This is a genomic window from Clostridium bornimense (genome assembly GCF_000577895.1).
Lineage (GTDB): Bacteria > Bacillota > Clostridia > Clostridiales > Clostridiaceae > Clostridium_AN > Clostridium_AN bornimense.
On record NZ_HG917868.1, the window covers coordinates 1,323,154 to 1,335,675 of the forward strand.

The 12,522-nt window shown below is 28.3% G+C and carries 10 protein-coding genes and 1 pseudogene; 9 read left to right on the plus strand and 2 right to left on the minus strand.

What is annotated here, in order from left to right; translation table 11 throughout:
* The first annotated feature begins 82 nt into the window (after window positions 1-82).
* From CM240_RS05840 to CM240_RS16810, 3 genes are all read left to right on the plus strand, one after another.
* Complete coding sequence (locus tag CM240_RS05840; protein ID WP_044037354.1) at window positions 83-445, plus strand: hypothetical protein; 363 nt, start codon at window positions 83-85, stop codon at window positions 443-445.
* Window positions 446-471: 26 nt separating this feature from the next.
* Window positions 472-687 (plus strand): DUF350 domain-containing protein, encoded by a 216-nt coding sequence (locus CM240_RS05845; protein ID WP_156930513.1) that lies wholly within the window; start codon window positions 472-474, stop codon window positions 685-687.
* A gap of 121 nt (window positions 688-808) precedes the next feature.
* Window positions 809-2,008, plus strand: a complete 1,200-nt coding sequence (locus CM240_RS16810) for a C40 family peptidase (RefSeq protein WP_051483721.1) — start codon at window positions 809-811, stop codon at window positions 2,006-2,008.
* Window positions 2,009-2,025: 17 nt separating this feature from the next.
* On the opposite strand, the gene CM240_RS05855 is transcribed toward CM240_RS16810, so the two are convergent.
* Window positions 2,026-4,722, minus strand: a complete 2,697-nt coding sequence (locus CM240_RS05855; RefSeq protein WP_044037356.1) for a cation-translocating P-type ATPase — start codon at window positions 4,720-4,722, stop codon at window positions 2,026-2,028.
* A 121-nt stretch (window positions 4,723-4,843) separates the two neighbouring features.
* Here CM240_RS05855 and CM240_RS05860 point away from each other — a divergent pair, with 121 nt between their 5' ends.
* The 3 genes and pseudogenes from CM240_RS05860 (at window position 4,844) to CM240_RS05870 (ending at window position 6,784) form a co-directional block, all read left to right on the plus strand.
* Window positions 4,844-5,266, plus strand: coding sequence for a YaaR family protein (locus CM240_RS05860; RefSeq protein ID WP_044037357.1), 423 nt, complete (start codon window positions 4,844-4,846; stop codon window positions 5,264-5,266).
* A gap of 167 nt (window positions 5,267-5,433) precedes the next feature.
* A pseudogene (locus CM240_RS17960) lies at window positions 5,434-6,052 on the plus strand (IS1595 family transposase); the annotation flags it as partial.
* A 195-nt stretch (window positions 6,053-6,247) separates the two neighbouring features.
* Entirely contained in the window at window positions 6,248-6,784 is a 537-nt protein-coding gene (locus tag CM240_RS05870) for a GNAT family N-acetyltransferase (protein ID WP_044037359.1), read from the plus strand.
* A 365-nt stretch (window positions 6,785-7,149) separates the two neighbouring features.
* Here the strand turns inward: CM240_RS05870 and spoVB are convergent, their stop codons facing one another.
* A complete protein-coding gene (spoVB, locus tag CM240_RS05875) occupies window positions 7,150-8,655 on the minus strand; it encodes a stage V sporulation protein B (protein ID WP_044037361.1) in 1,506 nt (501 codons plus the stop codon).
* 134 nt (window positions 8,656-8,789) lie between these two features.
* Here spoVB and CM240_RS05880 point away from each other — a divergent pair, with 134 nt between their 5' ends.
* Genes CM240_RS05880 through CM240_RS05890 form a run of 3 tightly spaced genes read left to right on the plus strand, consistent with a single transcriptional unit; the run spans window position 8,790 to window position 12,496 of the window.
* Window positions 8,790-10,070 (plus strand): PQQ-dependent sugar dehydrogenase family protein, encoded by a 1,281-nt coding sequence (locus tag CM240_RS05880; RefSeq protein ID WP_051483723.1) that lies wholly within the window; start codon window positions 8,790-8,792, stop codon window positions 10,068-10,070.
* Complete coding sequence (locus CM240_RS05885; protein WP_044037363.1) at window positions 10,060-10,773, plus strand: zinc dependent phospholipase C family protein; 714 nt, start codon at window positions 10,060-10,062, stop codon at window positions 10,771-10,773. The genes CM240_RS05880 and CM240_RS05885 overlap by 11 nt, the downstream gene beginning before the upstream one ends.
* A gap of 55 nt (window positions 10,774-10,828) precedes the next feature.
* On the plus strand, window positions 10,829-12,496 hold the full coding sequence (locus CM240_RS05890) for a B12-binding domain-containing radical SAM protein (RefSeq protein ID WP_044037365.1): 1,668 nt from the start codon (window positions 10,829-10,831) through the stop codon (window positions 12,494-12,496).
* The last annotated feature ends 26 nt before the right edge of the window (window positions 12,497-12,522 follow it).

Consider the following 12,522-nt stretch of genomic DNA (forward strand, 5'->3'; position numbering starts at 1 on the left):
AGATATATTTTAAAAATTAATTTTATTTGCTATAATAGTTCTAGTAAAGCTAGAACTATATTTATTTGAAAGGGGAATCTTTATGTTTTCAACTATATTGCAAATAGTAGCAATAATTTTATTATCTGTTGTAGGAAGAAATATTATTAGAATATTTTTTTATGAAAAGTTATCAAAAATAAATAAATGGATATTTTTAGTACTTGGTGTGGTTATAGTATTATTACCTTTTGTTGGGGGATGGAATTTTAAGAGTTTTGCATCTCTAATAGTATTATCTTTAGGAGTAATTTCATTAATATTATTTTTCGATAGATTAGGTATATTAGGAGATAAATTAATAGCAGAAGAAAAAGAAGAAAAGAAAGTTATTAAACCTAAAGCTAAACCTAATAGAGTTAAGAATATGAGTGAAGAAGAAAAGAAAAATCAATTATTAAAATAAAATTAAATTAATTAGGGGGTAAAATAATGGATTGGTTAAAGTTTATGTATGACCTTATAGCTGTATTTGGATTTTCTTTATTAGGAATTATACTTATGGCATTAGGATATAAGATTCTTGATTGGGTAGTACCAGCAGATTTTAACAAGGAATTAGAAAAAGGTAATTTAGCTGTTGGTGTAGTCGTTGCAGGTTTACTTATTGGAATAGCTTTAATAATTGCAAGAGTTGTTGGGGTATAGAAATAAAAGAGTTTCAATTATGAAACTCTTTTAAATTTTTTACAGAAAATTAAAGGAAATTACAATTTAGTGTAGAATTATAATAGTAATAGATAGTTTTGAAGAAAATGGAGGGGGAATAATGAACAAAACTATAAAAAAAGTTGTAACACTATTAATTGTAAGTATTATCAGTTTGAATTTTAATTATATCAATGTATATGCTGAACCTAGTTTGCAAGATAAAAAGGCTGAAAAAGAAAATCAATATAGTGATATCATGGCGCAAATAGAGGAATCTAGGACAAAGGCAAGTGCGCTAGATAATGAAATAGGAAGTATTATGTCTAGAAAATCCGAGATAGAAAGTTTAATTAGTGAGAAAGAAGAACTTATATCTGAGAAGGAAAGAGAAATAGAAGAAAAAGAAGCTGAACTTAAAGATAGGGAATATGATTTTCAAGAAAGAGTAAAAAGTGTATACAAAAATGGAAGTGAACCTATAATCGACCTTTTAGTATCATCAAAAAGTATTGGAGATTTGATAGATAGATCTGAAATTGTAAAAGGGGTAAGTAAGTATGACCGTAGGTTAATTTCAGGATTAAAGGAAAGTAAAGTGTCACTTTCGAAGGTAAAGGATGATTTAGAGAATGATAGAGAATCATTAAAAATGTTAAAAGGTTCTTTAGATACTGAGGCGGCACAGTTAGAGGTCAAGTTATCAGAGCAAGAAAAAACTCAAGAAGAATTAAATAATATAAAGAATACATATAGTGCGGAATTGGATAAAATAAATGAAGAAATTAGATTAGAAGCTGAAGCTGTTTTAAAAAGAAACGAAGAAAAGACAGCACAAATAGCTCAAAATACTGCTGGAAATTCTAATAATACCAATAATAGTGGAAGTCAACAAAGTAATAACAATAATAATATAGTAACACCAGAACAACCTGAGGTGACCCCGCCAGCTACTAATACTAACTTAGCTAATGCAGTGTTAGAAGAGGCAAGAAAGCACTTAGGAAAGCCATATGTATGGGGTGCAAAGGGGCCAGATACATTTGATTGCTCTGGATTTGTACAATATGTATTTAAACAAGTAGGAATTAATGCACCAGCACCAACATATACTCAAGTTAACTTAGGAAAACAAGTTCCAATAGGACAAGAACAACCGGGAGATTTAGTGTTCTTTGGATCAATAAGTGCTCCACATCATGTAGGTATATATGTTGGAGATGGCATATATATTCATGCGCCGCAAACTGGAGATTATGTAAAATATTCAAAATTAATGTATGCTAAAGACTATAGTCAAGCAAGAAGGTTAATTAATTAAAGAAAAGGAGGAGAAGTCTATCTCATCCTTTTCTTATTTCTTTTAAATATTTTTACTATTTCGTTAAGGATAAGGGGCGTGATACTTAAAGTAATAACTAATAACCAGTCTTTTGAAGTTAGATTAATAACTTTAAATATTGAGGCTAAAAATGGTACCATAGTCACTATATCTTGAATAACTATACCTAAAATAATAGATAAAATTAAGTATTTATTAGAGAAAATACCTACTTGGAAAATGGACTTTTTATCACTACGTAAATTTAGTGAATGGACTAGTTGAGAGACTGATAGTACAATAAAAGCCATTGTTTGAGGGTAATATATATTACCTGTATTATTTAAATGATTAAATCCTAATATAACACCAGAAATATCAAAATGTTGAAGTGAATACGCTATTTCATTGGAGTGAATTGCTCCACCAAGTATAAATGCAGATATAGATAATAATCCTATTAGTATTCCGTTAAGAATTAAATTAGTAATAGATCCCGTAAAAAGGCTATCATTAGGATTACGAGGTGGTTCATTCATTATATCGGTTTCTTCTTCATCAATACCTAATGAAAGTGCAGGTAAAGAGTCTGTTATTAAATTTACCCAAAGTAAATGTATTGGTCTAAGTGGTGTTGGTAAATTAAATAGTATTGAAATAAGAATTGTAACTATTTCACCAAGATTACAAGAAATTAAAAATATAATTGATTTTTTAATATTTTTAAATATACTTCTACCTTTCTTTACAGCTTCAACAATTGTGGAAAAGTTATCATCTAATAAAATTATATCTGCTGCGCCTTTTGAAACGTCAGTTCCTGTTATACCCATGGCTACGCCAATATCAGCTGCTTTTAGTGATGGAGCATCATTAACACCATCTCCAGTCATTGATACGATATTACCATTACTTTTAAAAGCTTTTACTATTTTTACTTTGTGTTCTGGTGACACTCTGGCAAAAATTCTATAATTATCTATATTTTTATTCAATTCTGAATCACTTATTTTATCTAATTCTGATCCAGAGATTGCTTCATTAATAGAATCTGCAATGCCTAAATCTTTACCTATAGCAAAAGCAGTATCTTTATGATCTCCTGTAATCATTATTGTTTTAATACCAGCTAATGTAGCTGTGTTTATTGAATCTTTTACTTCGGTTCTAGGAGGATCAATCATGCCAACCATACCAATGAATATTAAGTCGCTTTCAAGAGTAGAAATTGTCATATTAGAAGATTTAATTTTTTTAAACGCTAAGCCTAAGACTCTTAATGCATCAGAAGACATAGACGTCGCTTTATTAAGAATGGTTTCTTTTAAGTTATCTGTTAAATCAACTTCTGTATTTTTGATAAGTACTTTATTACATATTTTCAATAGATTATCGATGGCACCCTTGGTAAAAGAATAATATACATCATTATATTTATTAACAGTAGTCATTAGTTTTCTGTCAGAGTCAAAAGGTATTTCCTCAACTCTTGGATGAAGAATAGAAAGCTCATCTTTTATAATATTATATTTATATCCAATCTCTAATAAAGCAATTTCTGTTGGATCACCAGTTTTAGTATCATCTGTGAATGTTGCGTCGTTGCAAAGTATATTTCCTTCTAGAAGAAGTTTAGAAACAGTATCATTAATATCTAATTTATCAGCAGTATCATAAATTTCATTACAATAAAATTTTGTTACAGTCATTTTGTTTTGAGTAAGTGTACCAGTTTTATCAGAACAAATTATGTTTACAGATCCCAATGTTTCAACAGCAGGTAATTTTTTTACTATTGCATTTTCTTTACTCATTTTGGTAACACCAAGAGCTAAGACTATTGTAACTATAGCGGGTAAACCTTCAGGAATAGCAGCTACAGCTAAAGATATAGAAGTCATAAATATCTCTAGAAAAGGTCTTTTTTGAAATAAACCTATTATAAATATCAATATGCATATGCCTATAGCAGCAAAACCTAAGAATTTACCAAGTTCAGCTAATTTTTTTTGCAATGGAGTAGTTGAATCTGTATTTTCTTTAATCATCTCTGCTATATGGCCTATTTCTGTATTCATACCGGTAGAAGTTGCGATGCCAACACCTCTACCATAAGTAACTAGGGTAGACATAAATGCCATATTTCTTCTATCACCGAGAGGTACATTTTCATTATCTAGTGCCAAAGAAGAGTCTTTTGTCACTGGCTCAGATTCACCAGTCAAAGCAGATTCATCTATTTTTAAGTTTACATCTTCTAATAATCGTATATCACAGGGAACATATCTCCCAGCATCTAAAATAACTATATCTCCTATAACTATGTCTTCAGAAGAAATTTCAGATAATGTTCCGTCTCTTTTTACTAATGCTTTAGGCGTAGATAATTGCTTTAGAGCTTCTAGGGAATGTTCAGCTTTTGCTTCTTGTATAACACCAATTACTGCATTTAGCAATATTACTAAAATGATTATTGCTGCATCTGTAATTTCGCCTAAGAAACCAGAAATAATGGCAGCAATTATTAAAATATATATCATAAAGTCTTTAAATTGATTGAAGAAGGCTTTTATCATAGACTTTTTTTCTGATGATTCCAAAATATTTTTGCCGTTTTTAGCTAGTCTTTCTGTAGACTCTTTGGTAGTAAGACCTAATTTCTCATTAGAATTTAGAGTTTGTAGCACTTCTTTTTTAGATTTGTTATAAAACATCTATATCACCTCACTAATTTAGTTTATACATTATTAAGGGAAAATATTAAAAAAAATATTATTCTGTGATATAATTTATTAAATAAGGGAATATGTTTATTTGATGTAGGGAGAGGTAAGTGTGGAAATCCAAAGAATTAATAGTAATACTCCTGTAAAAAGAGACAAACCTAGCATAGGAGAAAAGAAAAGTTTTGCACAAAGTTTTTCTTTTGCAAAAGAGAAAAAAAATGATGAGCAATTAAAAAGAATGCTGGATGACATTAAGAAAAAGGGGAATAGGCTTGCAATAACAAAATGTTATGCAGATGTAAAAAGCTATAAGAATATGATTAAAGAGTATCTTGAATCTGTTTTAAGCTATATGTATGATGTTAAAAAGGACATATCATTTTGGCAAACTCAATATTTTATAACTGTTGATGTTATAGATAATAAGTTAGAGGAATTAACGCAAGCTTTACTTGAAAATCAGGGAGAGAATATAGATATTGCTTCAACTATTGATGAGATTTCAGGTTTAATAGTAGATATATATAAATAGAGGCTGTCGCATTTACAAATGAAAATTTCTAGGTCAGTGTATAGGTTTCGGGGCACATGGCACAGGTCTCTGGATGAAATTCCTACGGAATTTCTTAGATTATAAGTGCGGTGATATCAGAGCTTGATATCACCGCACTTATTTTATAATTAAGCTCATTTGCTACAGAAGTTACAAATGAAGTTAAGGAAAGCGGATTTTTAAGGGGGAAAGTTTGCCCTTATTGTGGTCATGATGAAGTATTCAGAAATGGGAAATATAAAGAAAAACAAAGATATATCTGCAAGTTCTGCCGAAAGACTTTTACCGACTTTACACTCTCTCCAAAGCATAATAGCAAGAAAGATGTTAAGCAATGGATACAATATGCCAAGTGCATGATAAATGGCTATTCCATAAGAAAATGTGCAGAGGAAGTTAAAATAAGCATATCCATATCATTTTACTGGAGGCATAAAATATTGGACAATTAGAGCCTTTATGGGTATCGGAAGTATGGGTGGTGTTATAGAAGTTGACGAGGCGTTCTTCAGGGAGTCCTTTAAAGGAAAACATAGGAAAAACACTACTTTTATAATTCCCCGAAAAGTCCATAAAAGAGGTGGTAAGGGTAGTTATAGCAGTAAAGATGAAAAGAGAAAAAGAACTATCTCAAAGGAACAGGTATGCGTTTTATGTGCTATGGATAGAACAGGAAATCTTATTACTGAACTTATATGTAAAGGAAGAATGAAGCATACAGATTTAGAAAGGTTCTTTACAGGTAGAATTGAGGATGAAGCCATACCTCTCATACTGACATAAAATTAAAGGGTTTTAGGATTAGAGAAAAAATCTATGTATAATGTGTAAAATATCTGAAATTATACCTCTGCATGTTATATAATGAAGTAAATAGAGAATTGTAGATTTTTGTGGCGCGATGGTAAGAAATATGAAGTGAAGAAAGTTTATACAATATACATGATGAGGAGGATTTTTATGAAAAACCCATATGAAATATGCCCCACTTTTGAAACAGAAAGTTTTATTTTAAGACTCGTTTCAGAAGAAGATTTCGAAGGTCTACTTAAATGTTATTCTGATAGTAAGGCACAAAAAATTTTTAACTCTGATAGGTGTACAGGTGATTTTTGTATTTACACAATTGAGGATATGTTACAATGTATTAAAGCTTGGCTTTGTGCATATTCTCAACAAGAATTTATACGCTTTGCAATTATAGATAAATTACTATCTAAAGCTATTGGAACAGTAGAAATGTTTGGTTATGCTGGTAAATATAAAATTAAAACGGGAATACTCCGAGTTGATGTTTCTTCTGAATACGAAAATGCAGATTACTTAAACGAAATATTTAGTGTTTGTAACGAGAACTTTTTTGATTTGTTTGAGGTTGATATGATTGCAACTAAGGCAATACCTCAAGCTGTTGAAAGGCGGAATACATTATTAAAAATTGACTTCTGTGAAGGCAATGTATATGAAGGAGAGCACTATTTTTTGCGTTCAAAATAAACATAGTCTACAGCAAACTTAATACATAATATTCTTAAAATGTGCATTAAGGGAACTTTTAACAAGTTCCCTTAAAAAATTGCATATTATCAACACTGTTCTTAAACATAGCCTATAATTAAAATTGGCATTGTAATGATGTATTATAGGGGGCTAATGAAAGTTGCACTTTCATGGAGCTTCGGTTACGAATTATAATATAATTTTTGTATCTATAGTAAATATGAAAATACTTTGCTGTCCGCAGGTCTATGATAAAATTTCTCCTAAAGAGGAATTTTAACCTTATCTATGCCTTGTGCCCTATTACTTGTGAACTGTCAAACATAAATTTATATAATTAATCATGCAACAGTTCCTATCTATTATTCAAACAATCTATCTATTTTTATTCCACCTAAGATCATAGAAGAAAATGCAACCAAAATGACTATTAAAGTTTTTAGAAAGCAATTGAAATTGATAAGCAAATTATTTAAAATAGCTACAATTAATGCAGTAAGTATAGTTATAATACATGTAGAAATTAGTTGATATTTCCCAAATCTGATTTTTGTAAATGAACGTATACTAATAATATTCAATATAACACCAACTAGGCTAGTGAGGAATAGAGTTATAGCATAAGCATATATGTTTATCCAGCTTATACCTCCAAATATGTAGAGAATGATTATATCTAATATTGATATAATTAGTGAATTAAGGAGTATATCTTTTTGTTTTCCGATACCGCTCATTACTCCGTATGTAGTATAAAGAGTAAAGTATAAAGGGCAACATAATGCAGCTGTAAATATGTATTTATAAATAGATGCTTTATTAAAAAATAGTATACCAAGATCTTTTGGAATTATCGAGCATATTATTAAGGTGGCTATTCCCAAATATAAAGAAACTCGTATAACATCACCTATTCTTTTTTCTACTTTAAAGAAATTTTTTGTAGCTAATGAACCTGATATTTCAGGAACTATAATAGTAGATATAGCACTAATTATTACAGATGGAAAAAGTATTATGCTTACTGCCATTCCTGAAAATTCTCCTATCATAGATAAAGCTGTTTCATAAGGTATTCCAGATGATACTAGTCTTCTTGGTAATATTAATGTTGATGCTGTACCTAGTATCGAAGATAGAAAACCATTTAAAGCTAATGGTATTGCTATTATAAGAACTTGTATTAATAATTGAGGCATTGATTCACTTTTTACATTATAGTTAATTATTATTTTTTTTCTTGTTGTTTTATAAAATATTATTAACATCAATAATGAAAAACCCTCACCCATGCACAGTGCGAAAAAAACCAGTGTTACAGCAGTAGGTATATCTACTACTTTAATAAGATGAAATGTAAGAAGAACCATTGAAATTCTAACAACCTTCTCGAAGATATCTATAAAAGCTGGAATAGAAGCTTTCGAAAGTGATAGAAAATATCCTTTTAATACATTTGACAGTGATATGAAAATTATAGCAATAGAGATCATTCTTAAAGAAGTAATAGATCTAATATCTTTTAATATGTAAATTGATATAGCTGAAGAATTAAAAAACATTAATAACGCTATTATAAGTGACCAGATAAAATCAAAAATAGCTGTAACCCTGATAGTTTTTATTAAGTTGAGATTATTTCCTTTTGTAACAAACTCTGCACCTCTTGATGATATAGCAGATACTAAACCACCACAAGATAAACAGCAAAACAAATCATATATAGGTAATATTATTGAATATAGTCCTAACCCTTCAGAACCAAGTTTTTTTGATAGTATTATTGAAAAAACAAATCTAAATAATCCCATTGTTATATTAGAAATTGAAAGTACGATAGTTTCTTTGTAAAATTTGTCTATCTTCATTAATTCACCTCCTTGATTTAATAATATGAATTAAGTTTTCAATTTATAATAAGTTTTATATTAATAATTTTTTATATTAAAGATAAAAGTTAGAGCATATATTTTACAAAGAGAAATAATAAGTGGGGGAGAATATGAATAAAAAAATAGGAATATTTTTAGTAGTATCTTTAATATTAGGAAGTTTAGTTGGGTATAAGTATTCCGCTGGCTATGATATACAAAAGGAAAGTGATCATGGAGAAGTAAATCTAAAAGGTAAGGATATAAAAGGAGCTGTAGATTTTGTATTCGATGATAAAGAGAATATATACATTGCTTTTCCTCATGAAATTAAGAAAATAACTAGTTCAGGGGATTCTAAAAGAGTATATGGTGATGAAGATGAAATATATTCTATTGAATACTCAAAGGGTATAATATATGCATATATAGGTAATGAAGTGAAAAGTGTAGATTTAGATTCCTATGAAGTAAAATCACTTGTAAAGGGTATACCGAATATTGGCGACTACAAGGAAGGGGAAATAAAGTTAAATAGGAATAAATTATACATATCAGTAGGAGCAAATACTAATTCAGGAATAGTAGGAGAAGATAATATATGGAGCAGTGCATATGAAGAAAGTTGTGATTTACCAACATATGGAGTAACTTTAAGAGGTATTAATTACGGTGATACAGGAGCATTTGTACCTAAAGGATCTATTACTAAAAAAAATCAGAAAGTAAAGGGAAACAATATTGGAAATGCTAGCGTAATAACATATGATTTAACAAATAAAGAAATATCTACATATGGTTATGGTATAAGAAATGTTAAAGGTATGGATTTTGATAAAGGTGGAAATTTATATGCTGGCGTCGGTGGTATGGAAGATAGAGGCTCTAGACCAGTTAAAGGTGATTATGATTATATTTATAAAATAGAAAAAGGGGGGTGGTATGGATGGCCAGATTATTCAGGAGGAGATTCATTAGATTCTCCAAGATTTAACTGTAGTTTATTGTTAAACGAAGTACCTACAATAAATCCACCGTCACCTTTGTATGCTAATAAAAATGTAAGTAGTATTGAGAGTTTATCAATTAAAGATAATATAATTTATTTTATAGATAATAAGGATAAGGTTTTAAAGTCTCTAAATCTGTTTGGTGCAACTACGGGGGAATTAAAGTTTCCGGACGATTTTAATTTAAAGAAAGTTAAGATACATAATAATAATATATATATATTGGAAAATGGAGAAGGGATGATTTTTAAATATGATATTGATAGTATTGGCAAAAAGTATGATAATATAATAGTATTATTATTAATAATAATATTAATAATAATAGTGGCAATGATTATATTATTGAAGAGATCATTAGTTAAATCAAAAGAGTTGAGGATGAAGAAATGTGAAAAATAATAAGGTAGAAGTAGGATATGGAAAGACAATGGCTATAGTAATGAATGTAGCTAATCCTGTGAAGAAAAAAGTAATAAAAACCACATGTGTAATACATAAATTTATAAATATAAAGGCGTTAGAGCTTATCAAAGAATTAGGATATTCTAAAGAATATATGTTTTTTTCTAAATATATTGGAGAATTAAACTATGGAGCTTTTTGGATAGATCAAGATTTTAGAAGTAGAAATCATCTTTACTATTTGAACTATGAGAAAGGTATGTATGGATTTTCTAATGCTTTCACAGAATCAGAAAAGTATTTTGAAGAAGCTATTAAAACAATGCATAAAGAAGGAATTGGGAAATCAGTTTTTTATTTAGGGACAGTGTGTCACCTAATACAGGATATGACTGTACCTCATCATGTTATAAGAGGAAAGCTTAAAGAACATAGAGCTTATGAACAATTTATTAGAAGAAAATATAGAAATAATGAATTTGCTAAAATAAAAGGAAAAAGGATAATAAAATTTGAAACAATAGGGGAGTTTATAAAAGAGAACGCTGAAAATTCGTATCAATTGTATCATAAATTAAATTGCTACGAAAAAAATGAAAAATTTGATATCATGTGTAATATATTATTAGAGAGAGCTATAGAAACAACTGCCGGATTGTTAATAAGTTATTATGAAATGATTTTTGAAAATAGAATTTAGGTAAATAACCTGAATTCTATTTTTATTATAATTTAGAAGGTGAGGAAATAGAAAAATGAAAGTTGTATTAGTAGGAATTAATAGTCAATATTTTCACTCGAATTTGGCTATAAGATATCTAAAAGCATTTAATAAGGATTTAAATTGTGAAATTATTTTAAAGGAATTTACTATAAATGATAGGAAAGATAATATAGTAAAAGAATTGTATAAAGAAGAAGCTGATATTATTGGGTTTTCTACATACATATGGAATGTAACTTTAATTAAAGAAATATCAGAAATTTTAAAAATTATTAATGGAAATATAGAAATATTTTATGGAGGTCCAGAGGTATCGTACAGTCCTATGGATATTTTAAAAGAATTTTCAGGAGACTATATTATAGAGGGAGAAGGAGAAGAAACTTTTAGGGAATTTCTAATAGAAAAATTGAAGAGTAATGGTAAAGAAAATTTATTTGACATAAAAGGACTATATGTTAAAGAGGAAGAAGAAATTATTTATGGTGGTAGAAGACCATTGATGGATATGGAAAAATTAATATTTCCATATGAAGAAGATGAAGATTTAAGAAATAAAATTGCATATTATGAAGGAAGTCGCGGATGCCCGTTTATGTGCAGTTATTGTTTATCATCAACAACTCATGGGGTGAGATTTTTAAATATAGATAGAGTAAAAAAGGAATTAAAATATTTTATTGATAAGGATGTATCATTAGTTAAATTTGTAGATAGAACTTTTAATTGTAATCATAAATTTGCTAAAGAAATATGGAGTTATTTGATAGAATGTGGTGGAAATACTACTTTTCATTTTGAAATATCTGCTGATCTTTTAACAAAAGAAGAAATTGAGATATTATCTAAAGCACCTAAAGATAAATTTCAATTTGAAGTTGGAGTACAAACTACAAATAATGAAGTGCTTAGAAATATAAATAGATTTGTTAATTATGAAAATATAAAAGAAAAAGTAGATGAAATAAAAAAATATAAAAATATTAAACAACATCTGGATTTAATAGCAGGACTTCCAGGAGAGGATTTGGAGTCATTTGTAAAATCTTTTAATGATGTATATGCTATAGAACCAGAAGAAATACAATTAGGTTTTTTAAAGTTATTAAAGGGCTCTAAAATGAGAGAAGAATCAGAAAAATGGGGAATGAAATCATCTCCTTATCCACCATATGAAATATTATATAATAATAAAATTTCATATAAAAATATATTACTACTTAAAAAAGTAGAAGAAATGGTCGATAAATATTATAATGCTGGTAAATTTGATATATCTATTAAATTTCTAATAAAGTATTTTGATACGCCATTCGAATTTTATAAGGCACTTGGGGAATTTTATGATGAGAAAGGTTATTTTAAAAGAAATATTTCAAATACTGATTATTATAAGGTATTACTTGACTTTAGTTTACAAATAATAAAAAAGGATGTAGATATATTTTTAAATTTATTGAAGCATGAATATTTACTATACAATAAGAAGAAGTGGATACCAGATTTTCTAGATAGAATTTATTTAGATAAAAAGGTTGAAAAAGATTTAAAGAAAGGTCTTGCTAAGCAGGACCATATAGAATTATATAATTATGATGTGTTGAGGTTTATCCAGGAAGATATTATCGATATGGAAAAAAATGTGTTGATATATTATCAAAATGGCAAAGTGAAATCAATTCCGTTAATAAATTATTAATATAAAAATAATTAAATTAAGAATTT